The sequence below is a fragment of the Xanthomonas translucens pv. cerealis genome (genome assembly GCF_006838285.1).
GTDB classification, from domain to species: Bacteria; Pseudomonadota; Gammaproteobacteria; order Xanthomonadales; family Xanthomonadaceae; genus Xanthomonas_A; species Xanthomonas_A cerealis.
The window spans coordinates 34,990-52,355 of record NZ_CP038228.1; the positions used below are offsets into that span (position 1 = coordinate 34,990).

Genomic DNA, 17,366 nt, shown 5'->3' on the forward strand with positions numbered 1-17,366 from the left:
ACCGTTCATGCGATCAGGATGGTGCGGGCGTTCTCTTTTGCCGGAAGAGGCATATACTGTCCCCCAGTATAGTTTCCAGGTCGCCGCATGCCGCACACGCCGCACGAGAAGAAACGCGTCCTGGCCCGCATCCGCCGCGTGCGCGGACAGGCCGAGGCGCTGGAGCGCGCCCTGGATGGCGGCGCCGATTGCGCGGCGGTGCTGCAGCAGATCGCTGCGATCCGCGGTGCGGTCAACGGCCTGATGTCGGAAGTGATGCAGGCGCATATCCGCGAAGAATTCGGCCACCCCGCCGCCTCGGAGACGCAGCGCGCTGCGCGCGTGCGCGAGATGGGCATGCTGGTGCGCTCCTATCTGAAGTGATCCGAACCCCACGACCCACCCCGTTCTTCCAGGAGAAACCTGATGAAATCCCGTGCCGCCGTCGCCTTCGAAGCCGGCCAGCCGCTGCAGATCGTGGAGATCGACGTCGAACCGCCACGTCAGGGCGAGGTGCTGGTCCGCATCACCCACACCGGCGTCTGCCATACCGATGCGTTCACGCTGTCCGGCGAAGATCCGGAAGGCATCTTCCCCGCCGTGCTCGGCCATGAAGGCGGCGGCATCGTCGAGGCGATCGGCGAGGGCGTGACCAGTGTCAAGGTCGGCGACCACGTGATCCCGCTGTATACAGCGGAATGCCGCAAGTGCAAGTTCTGCCTGTCCGGCAAGACCAATCTGTGCCAGGCCGTGCGCGCCACCCAAGGCAAGGGCTTGATGCCCGATGGCAGCACGCGCTTTTCCTACAACGGCCAGCCGATCTTCCACTACATGGGCTGCAGCACCTTCAGCGAATACACCGTGGTGCCGGAGATCTCGCTGGCGGTGGTGAATCCGGAGGCGCCGCTGGAGAAGGTGTGCCTGCTCGGCTGTGGCGTCACCACCGGCATCGGCGCAGTGCACAACACCGCCAAGGTCAAGCCGGGCGACTCGGTGGCCGTGTTCGGCCTGGGCGGCATCGGCCTGGCGGTGATCCAGGGCGCGGTGCAGGCCAAGGCCGGGCGCATCCTGGCCATCGACACCAACCCGGGCAAGTTCGACCTGGCGCGCAGCATGGGCGCCACCGATTGCATCAACCCGAAGGACTACAGCAAGCCGATCCAGGAGTTCATCGTCGAGCTGACCGATGGCGGCGTGGACTTCAGCTTCGAGTGCATCGGCAACGTGCACGTGATGCGCTCGGCGCTGGAGTGCTGCCACAAGGGCTGGGGCGAGAGCGTCATCATCGGCGTGGCCGGCGCCGGCCAGGAGATCAGCACGCGTCCGTTCCAGCTGGTCACCGGCCGCGTGTGGCGTGGCAGCGCGTTCGGCGGCGTCAAGGGCCGCACCCAATTGCCGGGCATGGTGGAGCAGGCGATGCATGGCGAGATCGATCTGGATCCGTTCATCACCCACACCATGCCGCTGGAAGAGATCAATGAAGCCTTCCACCTGATGCACGAAGGCAAGTCGATCCGCACCGTGATCCATTTTTGACCTGACGGTCAGTCTGGCGCGCGGCTGCTTCCGCGCATGCAGGTACGCAACGAACCCGGGAGGGGCATGATGAGCGCCGTAACGATTCATCCGTCGGTGGACAGCGGGGTACACCCGGGTGCGGAGAATTTCCAGGGCGGCACCCTGGAATGCCACTGCGCCAGCGACAAGGTGACCGTGGAGGTTGCAGCGCAGACCGCCCACAACCACGCCTGCGGTTGCACCAAGTGCTGGGAGCCGAAAGGCGCGACCTTCCCGGTGATGGCGGTGGTGGGCCGCGACAAAGTCAAGGTCACAGCGCACGAGGAGAAACTGAAGGTGGTCGACGAGCGCGCGACCATCCGGCGCCATGCCTGCACCGGCTGCGGCGTGCACATATACGGGCGCATCGAGAACACCGAGCATGCGTTCCATGGGCTGGACTTCATCCATACCGAGCTGTCGCCGCAGCAGGGCTGGTCGGCACCGGGCTTTGCGGCGTTCGTGTCCTCGATCATCGAAAGCGGCACCCATCCCGAAGCGATGGACGGCGTGCGCAGCCGGCTGCGCGAACTGAAGCTGGAGGCGCACGACTGCCTGTCGCCGCCGTTGATGGGCGCGATCGCCACCCACTTCGCGCGCAAGAGCGGCGTGCTGCACTGAAACCTATCCGGTATCCCATTCCATGGAACGCATCGAACACCATGCCTGCTGCGGCGGCTGGCAGGACGTCTATCGCCACGACTCGGCCGTGCTCGCCTGCACGATGAACGTGGCCGTGTACCTGCCGCCGCAGGCCGAGCACGCCGCGCTGCCGGTGCTGTACTGGCTCAGCGGACTGACCTGCACCGAGCAGAATTTCATCGCCAAGGCCGGCGCGCAGCGCTATGCCGCCGAGCACGGAGTGATCCTGGTCGCGCCGGACACCAGCCCGCGCGGCGACGACGTCGCCGACGCCGACGGCTACGACCTGGGCAAGGGCGCCGGTTTCTACGTCAACGCGACCCGCGAGCCGTGGGCCAGTCACTACCGCATGTACGACTACGTGGTGCAGGAACTGCCTGAGTTGATCGAAGCGCAGTTCCCGCACAATGGCCGGCGCGCGATCAGCGGTCATTCCATGGGCGGCCACGGCGCGCTGGTGATCGCGTTGAAGAATCCGGGCCGCTATCGCAGCGTGTCGGCGTTCTCGCCGATCGTGGCGCCGAGCCAGGTGCCGTGGGGCGAGAAGGCGTTCGCCGCCTACCTGGGCGAGGATCGCGCCAGCTGGAAGGCTTACGACGCCACGGCGCTGATCGCCGAGGCGAGCGAGCGCTTGCCGTTGCTGATCGACCAGGGCGGCGGCGACGAATTCCTCGACAAGCAGCTGCAGCCGCAATTGCTGCAGGCCGCAGCCGATGCCGCCGGCTATCCGCTGACGCTGCGCCTGCAGCCCGGTTACGACCACAGTTACTACTTCATCGGCAGCTTCATCGGCGAGCACATCGCCCACCACGCGCGCGCGCTGCAGGATTGAGCGGCGACTGCGGCGGCGCACCGGATATGTCGGGCGCCGCCTGACGCATGCGTGGCATCGGTGGATGGCGCCGTCTTGCGGCGGCGTTTCCATGACGGCGCCGGCCAGTGCTCGCCGCTGCCAAGCCATCGCGATCGCTGCGGCACGATGACGCTGCAGTGGCAATTGCATGGCAATCCGCTCGCGTGCCGGTGTTGCTGGTAAACAAATGCGCGGCGCATCGTCCAATGCGCGATTGTGCGAATGCGGTCGCGCCGGCTGAGACCGGGCGCAGCTAGATTCCTCGGCCTTCGCCATCGTGTCTTCCCGGACTGGAGTCGCGCCATGCTCGCTTGCCGCAAACCTGAGTTGTCGTTGCCGCGGCAGCGTTGGCGCAGCCCGCTCAGCGCGTTGGCGATGTGCGCCTGCACCCTGCTCGGCGCCTGTGCGGCGTTGGCGATCGGCGCGGCGATGCCGTAAGCGGCGCCATGCACGGGCGATCCTGGGCGCACTGCAGGCCGACCAGTGGCGTCGGTCGTTCTCGATGGCGGCATGGTGGAGAGCGTTGCTGCCACGGCACTGGTCGCCTGCTGGACTGGAGAGACGCTTGGCGCATCGCTGGCCTGATGCAGCGACGCGATGGTCTGCATTCGACGTTGGATGCGATCACCGGTGTCGATTGCACCGCCTGCGGGACTGCAGTGCGATGTTCGCTGCGCGGCCACGCCTGCCATAGGCACGGCTACATCCATGGCGCAGCCCGGCATAGCGGCTCAGCGCGGCAGCCGCGCAGCCAATGCGCCTAGCCGGCGCATGGCCGCGTCCAGGTCATCGTTCCACGGCTGACCGCAGCTCAGGCGCAGATGATCGGCGTAGTCGCCACGGCTGGAATACAGGTGTCCGGGCGAGGTGCCGATGCCTGCGGCCAGCGCCGCTTCGAACAAGGCCTGGCCGCTGCTGCCGTCGGCCAGCTGCAGCCATAACGACAATCCGCCGGCGGGATCGCCGATCCGGGTGTCGGCCGGCCAGTGCCGCACGATCGCCTCGCGCAGGCGCTGGCCGTTGTCGGCGAGGGTGCGGCGCAGCTTGCGCAGGTGCCGTTCCAGGTCGTGCCGTTCCAGGTAATCGGCCAGCGCCAGCTGCGGCAGGCTGGCGCTGCCGACGGTGGAGAAATACTTGGCGCGGACAAGCGCGTCGCTCCATTCGCCGCCGAGCAGCCAGCCCACGCGCAGGCCCGGCGCCAGCACCTTGGAGAACGCGCCGCAGGTGATCACGTTGCCGTGGGTGTCGAAGTGGCGCAGGGGGCGCGGCCGTTGCCCGGACCAATCCAGTTCGCCGTAGATGTCGTCCTCGATCACCACGGTGCCGTGGCGCGCGCAGCTGTCGAGCAGGGCGCGCTTGGCGCTGTCGGGGGTAAGGCTGCCGAGCGGATTGTTGAAGTTGGGCACCAGCACCGCCGCGCGCGCCGGGGTGCGTTGCAGCAGCGTGTCCAGGCGCGCGGGGTCGATGCCGTGGCCGGCGCGGGTGGGTACTTCCAGCACTTTCAGCCGCAGCGCTGCGACGGCCTGCAGGATGCCGTGGTAGGTCGGCGTTTCCACCAGCACCACGTCGCCTGGCGCGGTGAGCGTGCGCAGCGCCAGGCTGATCGCCTCCATCGCGCCGGCGGTCACCACCACTTCGTCAGCCGCCACCGTGGTCGCGCAGTGCGCGTAGCGCTGTGCGATCTGCCGGCGCAGCGCGGCGTGGCCTTGCGGCGGTGCGTAGTCGAGTGCGACGGCGCGATGGCGGCGCAGTTGCCGCGACAGTGCGGCAGCAAGTTGCGCGGCCGGCAGCAGCGCCGGCGCCGGGGTGGCGGTGTGCAGCGGCACGAGGTCCGAGCGCGCGAGCATGTCGAGCACGCCTTGCAGCGCCGGGTTGTCGACCACGCCAGGCGTGCGCCGCCGCGCCGGCGCGGTGGCGGCCGGCAGTGGCGCCGCGGCCGCGCGCACGAAATAGCCCGAGCGCGGCCGTGCCTGCACCCGTCCTTCGCGTTCTAGTTGCAGGCAGGCTTGCACCGCGGTGGCGGTGCTGATGCCGTGGTTCGCTGCCAGTTGCCGGATCGACGGCAGGCGTTCGCCGGCATGCAGCGTGCCGCGCTCGATCTGCTGGCGCAGCTGCGTGGCGAGCGCTTCGTACAGGAGCATGCGGGTGCCTTATCTGTATCGGTCCATTTGCAGCGTATCTGAATCTGTACTGGTCGGCCACCGCGCTGCAGACTGCTGCTGTGCTGGCCGCTGCGCCGGCGTTTCCGCGACCGCTGCGAGGCCGGCCATGCCGCTTTCCGTGTTCATCGTCGATGCCTTCACCGCGGTCCCGTTCCAGGGCAATCCGGCCGCCGTGGTGCCATTACAAGCCTGGCTGCCGGATGCGCTGATGCAGGCCATCGCCAGCGAGAACAATCTGTCTGAGACCGCATTCTTCGTGCGCGATGCGGATGGCGTGTTCGATATTCGCTGGTTCTCGCCGCTGAAAGAAGTCGCCTTTTGCGGCCATGCGACCCTGGCCAGCGCTTACGTGATCGCCAGCCAGCGACTGGCGCCGTTCCCGCTGCGCTTGCGTGCGGCGGCGGTCGGCGAACTGGGGGTGGAGAGGCTGGACGACGGCAGTTTCGAGATGCGCTTTCCGAATCAGGCGCCGGCCTTGTTGGCGTCGGTACCGCAGGCCTTGCGCGATGCCTTGTCGATCGCACCGCAGGCGGTGTATGTCAACCAGCAGGCGTATATCGCGGTGTACGCGCACGAGCGCCAGGTGCGCGCGCTGGTACCGGATCTGGCGCGGATGCTGGCATTGGCGCCGCGCGATGTCGCGGTGACCGCGCCCGGCAGCAGCCACGACTTCGTATCGCGCTATTTCTGGCCGGCCAATGGCGGCGCCGAGGATCCGGTGACCGGCTCCATCCACGCCGCACTGGCGCCGTTGTGGGCGCAGGCGCTGGGCAAGCCGCAGCTGACCGCGTTGCAGGCCTCGGCGCGTGGGGGGGTGCTTGGCTGCCGGGTCGAGTCGCTCTACGTGTATGTCCGCGGCAGCGCGGTGCAGTACCTTCACGGGACGATCGCGTTGTGAGCGCGACCGTCGCCGCTCCCGTCGGCGCCGCGCGGCGCGCGCTGTGGCAGTTGTTGCTGGCCGAAGTGCTGATCGGCTCGGTCGGCGTGTTCGTGCACGAGAGCGGGCAGGACCCGGTGACCGCGGTGTTCTACCGCTGCCTGTTCGGCGCGCTGTTCCTCACCCTGTGCGGCCTGCTCGGCGGCCAGCTGCGCGGGCTGTGGCGCGAGCGCAGGCTGCTGCGCGACGCTGCGGTCAGCGGCCTGCTGCTGGTGTTGAACTGGGTGGCGCTGTTCGCCGGCATGGCGCGATCGTCGATCGGCGTGGCGACGATGGTCTACCACGTGTTCCCGTTCGTGATGCTGATCCTGGCGGCGTTGTTGCAGGGCGAGCGCACGCGCCGCAGCGATCTGGGCTGGACGCTGCTGGCCTTCGTCGGCGTTGCCTGTTCGGCGGACCCGGCGCGGCTGTGGCAGACGGCCGATCGCGGCTATCTGCTCGGCATCGCGCTGACCCTGCTGGCGGCGCTGCTGTGCGGCGCGTCGCTGCTGATGTCGCGGCGCATCGGCCGCGAGCGGCCGCTGGCGGTGGTGACGGTGCAGTGCTGGGTGGGCACGCTGCTGCTGGCGGGATTTTCCAGCGGCAGCGCATTGCATCCGGGCATGCACTGGCTGTGGCTGGTGGGGTTGGGGGTGATCCACAGCGGCATTGTCTACGTGCTGTTCTATTCGTCGTACCGGCATCTGCACGTGGCGACGATCGCGATCCTGGCGTTCGTGTACCCGCTGGTCACGCTGTTGCTGGACTACCTGCTGTACGGCCACCGGCTGGTGCCGGTGCAATGGCTGGGCCTGGCGCTGATCGTGCTCGGCACGCTGGCGGTGAACCTGAAATGGCGCTGGCCACGGCGCGCTGCAGGCCCGGTGGCGGGTGGCGCTGCGCGCTAGATGCTCGCCCAGGCATTGCAGTAGGCGAAGCGCTGTGGGAGCGGCAGTCGGTCGGTAAAGCCCGTCTTGGCTGAAGTCCCACAGGTGTCATCGCTGGCACTATGGATGTTCTGGCCGATCCATGTCGTCGCGATACGCGGCGGCGCTGCGCTCAGCGCACGTTGCGCAGTTCCCAGCCGCTGCCGGCGAGCAGGCGCATGCGCTGCTTGAGGAGGTCGCCGGGAATGCTGGTGGTGGCGATCAGGTCGATGCGCAGGTCGTCCTGCTTGCCGCTGACCGTGGCGGCCGGATCGACCACGCCCAGCGACGGATCCACCTCGTCCGGCTCCGGCTGCAGTGCGCGCCAGCGCTCGAACCAGGCGGGGCTGCTCAAGGCCTGCTGCAACTGCTCGGCGAAGGCGTCGGCACCGTTGGCGCTGAAGCTGAGCGTGGGTTCGCTGCCGCGTGCGCGGGCGGGATCGGGCAAGCTGATCGAATAGGTCACGGTCATCATTAGGGTCTCTGTGTGGAGCGGTGCGGCGCAGCCTAGCAGGCGGCGGCGTGAGTGGGCTGTCGTGGCGTCGCCGCCGGTGTGGCCGTGGCGCCACAGCGGTCGAACAGCATGTCGATCGCCTGCGCCGTGCTGCCGGCGGCGATGCACAGGCGCAGTACCGCCAGCGGGTTGAACGGATGCGCCGGCGGAAAGCGCAACGGCACGCCTTCCTGCTGCGCCTGCCACTGCACGAACTGGTAGGTGAAGCGGCGGCGCTTGTGCGGGATCTCCGCCGGCCTGCGCGTGTGCAGGTGCTGCCGCACCGCGCCGAACACGATCGGCACCGGCGCGATCCGCGCGACCTCGGGCAGCGCCTTGAGCTTGTGCCAGTGAAGATAGGAAAACGGCGAGACGAAATCGAAATACCAGCGCAAGCGCATGCGCGGACTCCGGTCGGGCATGCGTCTGCCGGCATGGATGCGGCGCAGCGTGTTGCACTGCAGCACATGCCGCGCTCATGCGCATGCCGCGGCCGAGGTGCTGGACGTTTCGGTAGACAAAGCGTCGCCGCCGACCTGGACGGTGCGTTGCAACTGCGAGCGCGCACACGCTGCAGGCATCGATCGCGTAGCGCTATTTTCGCAGCGCATGCCGCGACGTTTTCTTCGCATAGCTCGCGCCACGAGGCTCTTGCTAGCGTCCGCCGCGGCAGCACCTGCGCTGCCGTGCCCGCCTACCTCCTGGGAAAACCGAATATGCATGATGTCCAGATCTCTCCGATTACCGCACTGCACCCGCGCGCTGCCGCGCCGTTGCGCCGACGCCTTTTGCAGGCGTTGTTCGCGGTGTCGTGCCTGGCTGCCGTGCCGTTGGCCTTGGCCGCGCCTTACAAGATCTTCGGCAAGCATTACGCGTGGGTCAATGATTTCAACGACCCCAACAACGGGATCCAGGGCACGTTCGGCACCGGCAGCACCCCGGAACTGACGGTGGCCTTCAATTTCCCCAATTCCAGCCTGTACGGGTATCCGGCGATCGTGCGCGGCTGGCACTACGACTGGAACCCGACCAGCGATACCTTGTTCCCGCGGCAGGTGGCGTCGCTGAGCACGATCCCGGTCAAGTTCACCTACAGCGCCGGTGGCAGCAACCTGGACGGTGATTTCGCCTACGACCTGTTCTTCCGCCGCGACACCAACAAGGGCGTGCCGCAGCTGGAAGTGATGATCTGGGGCGGAAACAACTCCTATCCGGTCGGGTTGCCCAGCGCCAGCAACGTGCTCATTGCCGGCGGTGATAGCTTCGACCTGTGGGAAGGCGATAACAGTGCCGCCGGCTACTACGTCTACACCTTCATCCCGCACGGCACCGCCGGGCAGCCCAATCTGCCCACCAGCGGCAAGCTCAACGTCGACGTCAAGCCGTTCCTGAACTGGCTGCAGGCCAACCGCAGCAAAGACGGCCGCTACAGCAATGCGCTGTACCTGCAGGTCGTCGAGGCGGGCTTCGAGGTGATACGCGGCAACGGCTGGGCCAAGGTCAGTGCGGCCATCGACGCGCATTGAGCGGGCAATGCCGCGCGCGCACTCGCCATGTCGGTGCGGCGCAGCGAAAACCGCTGCGCGTGGCGGTCGATGCGCTCTGGGCCATGAATCGCCGCGCGGCCTACATGACCAACAACTGCACGCTATCGAAGACCAGCGCCGGGCCGAGGAATCCGTTGTCGGGCGAGCCGGAGGCGATGTCGATCTGCACTGCATTGACCCCGGCCTGCAATGCCGTGGCCGGGATGTCGATGTCGTACACGGTGTTGTTGCCGCGGTAGGTGCCGCGGGTGATGCCGCGGCTGTCCGGCTGCGTGGGGACCGATGGCAGCGGCCCGTTCCAGCGCCCGTTCACCCGCACCTGCGGGCGGCCGTCGGCCTGCGCCAGCGGGATGTACAGGCGCAGGCGGTAGTCGCGGACGTCTTTGGCGGCCAATACGAATTCGATGCGGGTGGGCGTGTTGACCCCACGCCACTGCACGGCCGGGAAATCGCCGAGGGCGCTGCTCCCGACCCGGTACACCAGCGGACCCCAGGGCGCCATGCGCGTGTCGGAAGGATGCGCGCTGGCGAGCAGGGCGGCATTGCGGAAACCGCTCGGGGTGCCGTCGGGCACGCCGATCTGCCACTGCATCTGGCCTGGTTGCGTCGCTGCCTGCAAGGCCGCCTGCGCGGTCGCGCCGGCATACACCTCGAGCGTGTTCTGCGCCACCTCCAGCTCGTTCTGGTACAGGGTGATGCGATAGCGTCCCGGTCGCACGCCGTCGATCCGGAACGTGCCGTTGGCCGCGGCCGCGGCCCAGTACTGCGCGTCGTCGTTGCTCAGGCCGACCCGCGCCGGTTGCCCGGCGGCGACGCCGGACACGCGGCCGGACACCGCGCCGCGGCCGCTTTCGTCCAGGAAGCCCTGCAGCCCCAGCGTCGCATCGACGAAGCCCAGATCGGTGGCCGCAGCCGAGGGCGCGCCGCCATCGGTGAACAGCAGCGCGTACACGCCATGCAGGCCGCCGCGGTAGGGTTCGGTCTGGGTGTGGTTGGAAAACATGTAGTTGTACAGTTCGTGGGTCGCCGCGGTTTTCTGCGTGGCGATGTCCTTGAAGAACGGGCCGCCGGAACTGCGTTCGCGATCGCCCATCAGCATGTAGACCGCCACGCCGGGACCGCTGACGCCGTGCATGGCGTCGTCGATCGCGCGCCGCGCCGAGTAGAACTTGGAACTGGTGCGGCCATCGGGGAGCAGGAACACGTCGTGGCTCTCGATCGCCTCGCCGACGTTGCAGTCGGGTTCGCGCTCGGCGTTCGGCAGCTTGGCGACATCGAGCCGGGTGACGAAGCGCAGTTCGCCGATCGGCAGCAGCGTGGGCGCATAGGTCGCCATGTACAGCGCGTCGCGTCCTTTGCGCGCCATGTAGTACTGGGTCAGGTCGCCGGCCTTGGCCGAGACCACGATGGTGTCGCCGATGGTGCGTGCCGCGACCGCGGCCGTGCCGAGGCCGGAGGCGATCTGCGAACCTTTGCCTTCGGGACTCTGCAGCTCGCTGCCGTCGTAACGCATCGACACGATGTCGCCGTTGCCGGTGTCCACGCTGAACACCAGGTGGGCGCCGCTATCGACGACGATGCGCTTGCCGCTGTGGGTGACACCGAAGTTTCCGCTTTGCGCCGCGGCGGGCAGGGCGCCGCAGAAAACGCAGCAGCACAGGAGCAGGGAGAGCAGGCGTTGCATGCAGGCGTTCACATCGAGGCGGGGAGGGCGTGCGCAAGGCTAACGCCGTGCATGGCGTTTGGATGTGGCGCGGCGCACGTGTTCAGCGCTCGGCAGGCGACCCTGCATGCATCCGCCAAGACGTTCACCTTCGCGCTGTGGCGATGGCCGTTCGCCGTGCGCGGCAGGGTTCACGCTGGCGGCATCGGCGCGCGGCGTTTGCGCCGCGCGGCCTGTGCTGCGGCCGCTGTGGTGCGCTGCATGGCGCTGCCCGAATCGGCAGCGCCATGCAGCGCGCGCAGGCCCGATGGCGAGTCGCGGCGGCGGTGCCGGGTTACTGCGTGTATGCCCGCGGCAGCGCGCCGGCCCGCTGCATGTAGCGGTCGCGCAGTTCGGTCTGGCGCGAACGCATCGGCATTGCGCGGCCGCCCAGCCAGACTTGCTCGGCCTAGTGGGCTACGTCCAGCGGATCGCCTTCCCACAACACCAGGTCGGCGAGCTTGCCGGGGGCGATGCTGCCCAGCCTGTCGCCCACGCCCAGTGCCTCGGCCGGGACCGGTGTCAGGCCGGCCAGGCCGTCTTCCCAGGGCAGGCCGTGCGCTACCGCGTTGCCGGCCAGCTGGCGCTGCTTGCGTGTGTTGGGCGAGTTGTCGCTGCCCTGGGTGAAGCTCACCGCGACGCCGGCCGCGTGCAGGCGTGCGGCGTTCTCCAGGGTGGCGCCGATCTGGTCCAAGCTGGCCGGCAGGTCGTCCAGCGCGTTGACGAACACCGGCGCCTGCGCTTTGGCCAGCGCCGGCGCAAGTTTCCCCGCCTCGTCGCCGTCGGCGATGGCGATGCGCAGTCGGCCATCTTGCCCGGCTCCAGCGAGCCGGTCTGCTTCTCGACGCCCAGCGCCTTGGCCGGGTTGCTGGTCAGCCAGCGGGTCGCGCGCTCGGGCGCGCTGGCGATGCCGGCGCGGCGCCCGGCGGCCATCGCCTTGGCCGCTTTCTGGTTGAGCGGCTGGATGCCTTCCACCGAATCCGAATGCACGATGGCGCAGCCGTTGGCCGGGCGATCGACCAACGCGATGTTCTCCTGGATGCCGTCGAAGGCCTCCATTTTGAAGCCCCACCAGTCCGCCCACAGCGCGCCGCAGACGTTTTCCTGTGCCAGCCGGTCGGCGATCTTGTAGGCCTCCACGCCGTGGTGGAAGGCGGCGATCTTGAAGCCGAATTCCTTGGCCAGGTCGAGCATGGTGCTCATCTCGTCGGCGCGGTAGCAGTGGATGTGCACGCGGATGTCGCGATTGATCGCGCCGGCCAGGGTGTCCAGCTTCAGGTCGCGCTTGCCGCCGCTGTCGCCGGAACTGTCGTTATCGCCGGCGCCGCGGCTCCACCAATGGCGCTTTTCCGGTGCCTTCTTCTTCGGCGCGTTCTTGCGCAGGTATTCGCTGCCGTCGATGAACGCGGCACGGTAGCCGGCGACGTTACCTTTGCGCGTGGCCGGGCCGCCCTTCTCGCCATATACGCGCTTGGGGTTCTCGCCGCAGGCCATCTTCAGGCGCCACGGCGCGCCGGGGAACTTCATCGCCTGGTAGGTAGGTGGTGGCCGGCACGTTCTTCAGGGTCACGCCGCGGCCACCGACCAGATTGGCCGAGCCCGGCAGCACCTGCAGGGAGGTGACGCCACCGGCCAGCGCTGTGCCGAAGCCAGGATCGTGCGGCCAGATCGAATGCTCGGCCCAGACGTTGGGCGTCACCGGCGCGGTCATCTCGTTGCCGTCGCTGTGCGCGCTGACGCCTGGGCTGGCGTACACGCCCAGGTGCGAGTGCTCATCGATGATGCCGGGCGTGACCCACTTGCCGTGGCCGTCGATGCGGGTGGCGTTGGCCGGGGCGGCGAGCGCGCGGCCCACTGCCTGCACGCGGCCGTCCTGCAGCAGCACGTCGGCATCGTCCAGGCGCTCGCCGGTACCGGTGAGCACGGTGGCGTGCTCGATCAGCACCGGCGTGACGCCAGCGGCCGGTAGGTACTGGGATACGGGTCTTCGACGAAGCGCGAGGCGGCCGCGGCAGGGCGGCACAGCGCCACGCCCAGGCAGGCGAGCAACAGATGACGCATCAGTTTTTCCCCGGAAGTTGGCTGCAGGGTTGGCGCCGCCTGCGCACGCTAGTCCGAGCCGGCGCGCTTGCCAAGTGCGTGGCGGCCGTCGCGCGCCGGCGGTGCCGCGACGCACACCGTATGGCGACGCCGGATCGGGTATAGAGGCCCATTGCCGATCGATGGAACTGCTAATGACCCAGACCCTGCCGTGCGATGTCGTGGAGTTCTGGCGCAGCGCCGGCCGCGAGCGCTGGTTCGCCGCCAACGAATCGTTCGACGCGAACGTGCGCCAGCATTTCCTCGACGCGCATCACGCCGCGGCGCGCGACGAATACGCGGTGTGGATGGACAGCGCCGAGGACGCGCTGGCGCTGCTGGTGTTGCTTGACCAGGTGCCGCGCAACGCCTTCCGCGGCAGCGCCCACGCCTACGCCACCGATGGCCTGGCCCGGCGCTACGCGCACCGGGCGCTGGCGTGCGGCTACGACCAGCAGGTCGAGCCGGCGTTGCGCATGTTCTTCTACCTGCCGTACGAGCACGCCGAAGACGCGGCATTGCAGCGCGAGGCGGTGGAACTGTTCAGTGCGCTCGGCGATGCCGACAGCCTGCAGTGGGCCACCCAGCACGAGGACATCATCCAGCGCTTCGGGCGCTTCCCGCATCGCAATGCGGCGCTGGGGCGGGACAGCACGCCGGACGAGCAGCGTTTTCTGGACGAGGGCGGTTTCGCAGGTTGAGTAGCCTGCCGGTGGCCGCGCTCTTGTAGGCGGCTTCAGCCGCGGCAGGTTCTACCCGTAGCGTTTGTCGCGGCTGAAGCCGCTCTTACAGGGTGGGGCGGAGCGTTCCCGCGCCTGACGGCGCTCAGCCGCCTCATTGGCCATCGACCAGGTGCACCGAGAACGCCAGCGGCGTCGCCACGCCGTCCCCGGCACCTGTGTCGAACACCCGCAGCGGCTTTTCAGCCCGCGCCAGGCGCCCAGTTCGGTTTCTTCCGATGGCGCGTTGTAGCCCATCACCTTCGCCTCGTCCGAGACTGCGGCGACGTGGAGCACCGTCTGCGGCGTCGGTGCGGCTGCGGCAGGCAGGGCGGCGAGGCCGATCAGGACCGCGCCCCAGCATTTCAGCGTGCGTGCCATGGCTTGCTTCCTCCGCGGAAGCGCAAAAACCGGATCGCAAAAAAAGCGGGCGACCCTCTGGATCGCCCGCCGTGATGGCGCTGCGCCGCGTGCCGCTGGCTCAGTATTTCGCCACGCCGCTGTCCACGTCGTTGGCCCAGGCATCGATGCCGCCGACCACGTTGTGCACGCGGCTGAAGCCGAGCGCGCGGAACTGCTCGGCGGCCTGCGCGCTGCGCCCGCCGTGGTGGCACAGGAACGCCAGGGCGGTGTCCTTCGGCAGCGCTTCCAGCTGCGTGCGCTGGTCGCCGTCCAGGGTGCGGAACGGCACGTTCAGCGACGCGATCGCGCGCTCTTCCGGCGGGCGCACGTCCACCAGGATCAGGCCGCCGGCGCGCACCTGGTCGTCGGCGTCGCGCGGGCCGATGTCCTGCACCGGCTTGGGCGCGTTCGGGTTGTCGATCGCCAGGCCGCGGCCGCGCAGGTCGTCGACCCAGTCGATGGTGATGCCTTCGGCGCGGCGCGCGCTGGCCAGGTCGAACTGCACGCGCAGGCCGTTGGACTCGGCGGCGATGGCGTTGGGGTCGGTCGGCGCCAGCTGGAAGTTCGGCTGGAACTGCGCATCGATCGCCAGCGCCAGGGTTGCGCCGGGGGCGTCGGCCAGCGCGCCGCGCAGCATGTCCGCGGCAGCGTCGGTGATGGTGATCGACGGCGGGGTGCGGTCCGGCGCCTGCACGCCGAGCAGCTCGCTCAGCTCGCCGCTGCCGGCCATCTGCAGGATGATGTCGCTGCCGCCGACCAGTTCGCCGTCCACGTACAGCTGCGGGATCGTCGGCCAGTCGCCATAGGCCTTGATGCCTTCGCGGATGTCCTGGTCGGCCAGCACGTTGACGTGGGCGAAATCCACGCCCAGTTCGTTCAGCGCCCCCACCGCCTTGGCGGAGAAGCCGCACTGCGGCATGCTCGGCTGACCTTTCATGAACAGCACGACGCGGTTGGAACTGAGCAAGGTTTCGATGCGGGAACGCAGGGCGGGATCGAGGGACATGGCAGTGATTTCGGTCGCTGAGTCGGACCGGACATTCTACGCCGCATGGCATCATGGGGCATGACAGTTCCGGAAACGCTGCAGCGTGTCCCCCGCCACCCGTACCGCTGGCTGCCTCTGGCGCTGGCCTCGCAGGCGCTGGTCGCGGCGATCTGGTGGAACTGGGGCTGGCGGATCGGGCTGCCGGCGCTGCTGGCCTCGCATGCGGCCCTGGTGTTGCCGGTGTTCCTGCCGCGGGCCTGGCTGTACGCGCCGGTGCTCAGCCGCCTGCCCGGCACCGCGCCGCAGGTGTGGCTGACCATCGACGACGGCCCTTCCGACGACACCGCGCCGCTGCTGGAGGTGCTCGACCGCTACCAGGCCAAGGCCACTTTCTTCCTGGTCGGCGCCCGCGCCGCCGCGCGCCCGGCGCTGGTGCGCGAGATCCTGCGTCGCGGCCACGGCATCGGCAACCACAGCCACAGCCACCCGCAGGCCTGGTTCTGGGCGCTGGGGCCGCGGCGCATGGCGCGCGAGATCGGCCAGGCGCAGCAGGCGCTGGCCGCCATCGCCGGCACCGCGCCGCGCTGGTACCGCTCGGTGGTGGGCATGACCAATCCGTTCGTCGCCGCGCCGCTGCGCGCCCATGGCCTGACCCGGGTCGCCTGGAGCGCGCGCGGCTTCGACGGCGTGCACTGCGATCCCGCCGCGACCGTGGCGCGCATCGTGCGCGACCTGACGCCCGGCGCGATCGTGCTGCTGCACGAGGGCGCGGCGCATGGGCATAACGTGGCGATCGTGGAAGGTGTGTTGCAGGCGATGCGCCAGAAGGGCCTGGTCGGCATCCTGCCGCACTGATTCCTGCCAACTGCCCTTGCCGGACCCACCGCGCGCGGGATGGCGGCATGGCGGCAGCTGTGCAATCTAGGTGCGAGGCCGTGGCGCATCTTCCCGCCAGGGCTCAGCCGCCTTGCATGAGTCCAAACACGATCAGCGCGGCGACGCCGAGCAGGGTCGCGATCGCAAAGATCAGGCCGAGCACGCCGTACAGTTTCCTGCGGTCGCGCTGGAACAGGCTGCCGATGCCGAGCGCCGCGGCGGCCAGCTCGGCGACGATGCCGATCAGCATCGCCATGCCGACCAGCATCGCCAGCGGCGAGTCGTCGTCCAGGCTACCGGGCTGGGAATAGACCAGTGCCGCGCAGATGCCGACCAGGACAAGCGTCAGCACCGCGGCGATCAGGCTGACCGCGAACGAGGCGATGCCGAGGCCGGAATAGGGCGGGAGCGTTGGGGCGGTCATGGGGACTCCGAGGGGGCAGGATGGTTTCGTCGCCGCTGGGCGCAGGACCGGGGCGATGTGGCTTGCCTGCGTTGCGCTGGCCGCGTCGGCAGGCCGTGCCGCGGCGGTGGTCGCAGCGGCGGATGCGGTCGGGCAGGTCGGCGCGTTCGCGCTGGATGCGAGGGGCGCAACACCTCGCCGAGTCCTGTATTTCCATCCGTGGACTGCGCTCGGCGCTGCCGCTGCGCCAGCGACGGCGCGGCAGTATAAACGTCGTGCGCATCTGCCACCGGCATTGGTCCTGGAATGCGGCGCGTGCATGCACGGCGTTTTCGCATCGCCGGGTGGCCGGCGTCTGGCGACGGCATTGCGTGTGCGGTCCAGGTGGCGCTGTCCTGATTGTTGTGGGCGAGAGCGGCGCGGGGCCGGCCGCGTCAACGCGGTTCGGCCACGACCAGCCAGTTGTTGAACGGGGTGTTGCCGTACAGCGGCGCGAACGTGGCGCGCAATCCGGCGTCGCCGAGCTGGCGTTCCAGGCTGTCGCGGGTGGGATAGCACTTGGGCACTTCCTGCATCCAGCCGGCCAGGTGCGCAAGCACGTCGGTGATGCGGCTGGTGCGGCCGCGGCCGCTGCTGTCGCCCAGGCCGCTGCGGATCACCAGCCTGGCGCCGGGCGTGAGCATCTTCGCCGCGCTGCGCAGCAGGCTGGCCTGCATGCTGGCGTCGAGGTATTGCAGCACGTCCAGGATCGCGACGCTGCCACTGTGCTCGGGCCAGGCCAGGCCCAGATCGACCACCTCGAAGCGGGTGTCGTGCAGTGCGCTGCGCGCGGCGATGCGGATCGCGCGGCGGATCTTCGCCGCGTCGATGTCCACGCCGTGGTAGCGCTGGCGCTGGTCGTCGGCGCGCAGCGCATGCGCGAGCAGGCCCAGGCCGCAGCCCAGGTCCAGCACCGGCGCGTCGGTGCCGCGCAGCGCGGCGAGCACGCCGGGGTAGAGCGGATCGGTGCGCAGCTTGGTGCGGGTGTAGTAGTAGTCGTAGCGATTGCCGAGCGGATGCGTCGGCAGGAAGGCACGGGCGATGGCCAGGGCCTGCGGCCGGGTCATGGGCTGGATGGTGCTG

Annotated in this window: 17 protein-coding genes and 3 pseudogenes; 10 read left to right on the top strand and 10 right to left on the bottom strand. The window is 69.0% G+C overall.

Annotated features, from left to right (window positions below):
* The first annotated feature begins 87 nt into the window (after nucleotides 1-87).
* The 5 genes from E4A48_RS00145 (at nucleotide 88) to E4A48_RS20755 (ending at nucleotide 3,469) form a co-directional block, all read left to right on the top strand.
* A complete protein-coding gene (locus tag E4A48_RS00145) occupies nucleotides 88-363 on the top strand; it encodes a metal/formaldehyde-sensitive transcriptional repressor (protein WP_058196790.1) in 276 nt (91 codons plus the stop codon).
* A gap of 42 nt (nucleotides 364-405) precedes the next feature.
* On the top strand, nucleotides 406-1,515 hold the full coding sequence (locus tag E4A48_RS00150; RefSeq protein WP_039006002.1) for an S-(hydroxymethyl)glutathione dehydrogenase/class III alcohol dehydrogenase: 1,110 nt from the start codon (nucleotides 406-408) through the stop codon (nucleotides 1,513-1,515).
* A gap of 69 nt (nucleotides 1,516-1,584) precedes the next feature.
* On the top strand, nucleotides 1,585-2,157 hold the full coding sequence (gfa, locus tag E4A48_RS00155; RefSeq protein WP_142741650.1) for an S-(hydroxymethyl)glutathione synthase: 573 nt from the start codon (nucleotides 1,585-1,587) through the stop codon (nucleotides 2,155-2,157).
* A gap of 22 nt (nucleotides 2,158-2,179) precedes the next feature.
* The gene (gene fghA / locus E4A48_RS00160) at nucleotides 2,180-3,010 is read left to right on the top strand and encodes an S-formylglutathione hydrolase (protein WP_142741651.1); all 831 of its coding nucleotides are present in this window, start codon (nucleotides 2,180-2,182) and stop codon (nucleotides 3,008-3,010) included.
* 324 nt (nucleotides 3,011-3,334) lie between these two features.
* Entirely contained in the window at nucleotides 3,335-3,469 is a 135-nt protein-coding gene (locus E4A48_RS20755; protein ID WP_256055989.1) for a hypothetical protein, read from the top strand.
* Between the two features lie 293 nt (nucleotides 3,470-3,762).
* Here E4A48_RS20755 and E4A48_RS00165 read toward each other — a convergent pair whose 3' ends face one another.
* Complete coding sequence (locus E4A48_RS00165) at nucleotides 3,763-5,172, bottom strand: aminotransferase-like domain-containing protein (protein WP_142741652.1); 1,410 nt, start codon at nucleotides 5,170-5,172, stop codon at nucleotides 3,763-3,765.
* A 127-nt stretch (nucleotides 5,173-5,299) separates the two neighbouring features.
* Here E4A48_RS00165 and E4A48_RS00170 point away from each other — a divergent pair, with 127 nt between their 5' ends.
* Together E4A48_RS00170 and E4A48_RS00175 are read left to right on the top strand one after the other, a co-directional pair.
* Nucleotides 5,300-6,091: a PhzF family phenazine biosynthesis protein gene (locus E4A48_RS00170; RefSeq protein ID WP_142741653.1), complete on the top strand. Its 792-nt coding sequence runs from the start codon at nucleotides 5,300-5,302 to the stop codon at nucleotides 6,089-6,091.
* Nucleotides 6,088-7,017, top strand: a complete 930-nt coding sequence (locus tag E4A48_RS00175; RefSeq protein ID WP_058196584.1) for a DMT family transporter — start codon at nucleotides 6,088-6,090, stop codon at nucleotides 7,015-7,017. The genes E4A48_RS00170 and E4A48_RS00175 overlap by 4 nt, the downstream gene beginning before the upstream one ends.
* Nucleotides 7,018-7,168: 151 nt before the next feature.
* On the opposite strand, the gene E4A48_RS00180 is transcribed toward E4A48_RS00175, so the two are convergent.
* Entirely contained in the window at nucleotides 7,169-7,507 is a 339-nt protein-coding gene (locus tag E4A48_RS00180) for a hypothetical protein (protein WP_039008964.1), read from the bottom strand.
* Between the two features lie 75 nt (nucleotides 7,508-7,582).
* A pseudogene (locus E4A48_RS00185) lies at nucleotides 7,583-7,929 on the bottom strand (DsbA family protein); the annotation flags it as partial.
* Between the two features lie 315 nt (nucleotides 7,930-8,244).
* Here E4A48_RS00185 and E4A48_RS00190 point away from each other — a divergent pair.
* Complete coding sequence (locus tag E4A48_RS00190) at nucleotides 8,245-9,054, top strand: GH12 family glycosyl hydrolase domain-containing protein (protein ID WP_142741654.1); 810 nt, start codon at nucleotides 8,245-8,247, stop codon at nucleotides 9,052-9,054.
* 100 nt (nucleotides 9,055-9,154) lie between these two features.
* On the opposite strand, the gene E4A48_RS00195 is transcribed toward E4A48_RS00190, so the two are convergent.
* The 3 genes and pseudogenes from E4A48_RS00195 to E4A48_RS00205 all read right to left on the bottom strand — a co-directional run.
* Nucleotides 9,155-10,759 carry a rhamnogalacturonan lyase B N-terminal domain-containing protein gene (locus tag E4A48_RS00195; RefSeq protein WP_142741655.1) on the bottom strand — a complete coding sequence of 535 codons (1,605 nt, stop codon included), beginning with the start codon at nucleotides 10,757-10,759 and terminating at the stop codon, nucleotides 9,155-9,157.
* Nucleotides 10,760-11,072: 313 nt separating this feature from the next.
* A pseudogene (locus E4A48_RS00200) lies at nucleotides 11,073-11,582 on the bottom strand (amidohydrolase family protein); the annotation flags it as partial.
* A pseudogene (locus E4A48_RS00205) lies at nucleotides 11,579-12,838 on the bottom strand (amidohydrolase); the annotation flags it as partial. The pseudogenes E4A48_RS00200 and E4A48_RS00205, both read right to left, overlap by 4 nt.
* Nucleotides 12,839-13,011: 173 nt before the next feature.
* On the opposite strand from E4A48_RS00205, the gene E4A48_RS00210 reads away from it, so the two are divergent.
* Complete coding sequence (locus E4A48_RS00210) at nucleotides 13,012-13,557, top strand: DUF924 family protein (protein WP_039005991.1); 546 nt, start codon at nucleotides 13,012-13,014, stop codon at nucleotides 13,555-13,557.
* A gap of 51 nt (nucleotides 13,558-13,608) precedes the next feature.
* Here the strand turns inward: E4A48_RS00210 and E4A48_RS00215 are convergent, their stop codons facing one another.
* Nucleotides 13,609-13,956 carry a hypothetical protein gene (locus E4A48_RS00215; RefSeq protein ID WP_230812649.1) on the bottom strand — a complete coding sequence of 116 codons (348 nt, stop codon included), beginning with the start codon at nucleotides 13,954-13,956 and terminating at the stop codon, nucleotides 13,609-13,611.
* Nucleotides 13,957-14,056: 100 nt separating this feature from the next.
* Entirely contained in the window at nucleotides 14,057-14,983 is a 927-nt protein-coding gene (gene grxD, locus E4A48_RS00220; RefSeq protein ID WP_142741656.1) for a Grx4 family monothiol glutaredoxin, read from the bottom strand.
* A 45-nt stretch (nucleotides 14,984-15,028) separates the two neighbouring features.
* Between grxD and E4A48_RS00225 the strand changes: the two genes are divergently transcribed.
* The gene (locus E4A48_RS00225) at nucleotides 15,029-15,820 is read left to right on the top strand and encodes a polysaccharide deacetylase family protein (RefSeq protein ID WP_185910688.1); all 792 of its coding nucleotides are present in this window, start codon (nucleotides 15,029-15,031) and stop codon (nucleotides 15,818-15,820) included.
* A gap of 103 nt (nucleotides 15,821-15,923) precedes the next feature.
* Here the strand turns inward: E4A48_RS00225 and E4A48_RS00230 are convergent, their stop codons facing one another.
* Nucleotides 15,924-16,265: a hypothetical protein gene (locus tag E4A48_RS00230; protein ID WP_009606686.1), complete on the bottom strand. Its 342-nt coding sequence runs from the start codon at nucleotides 16,263-16,265 to the stop codon at nucleotides 15,924-15,926.
* Nucleotides 16,266-16,678: 413 nt separating this feature from the next.
* Entirely contained in the window at nucleotides 16,679-17,350 is a 672-nt protein-coding gene (locus tag E4A48_RS00235) for a methyltransferase (RefSeq protein ID WP_039005986.1), read from the bottom strand.
* Between the last annotated feature and the right edge of the window lie 16 nt (nucleotides 17,351-17,366).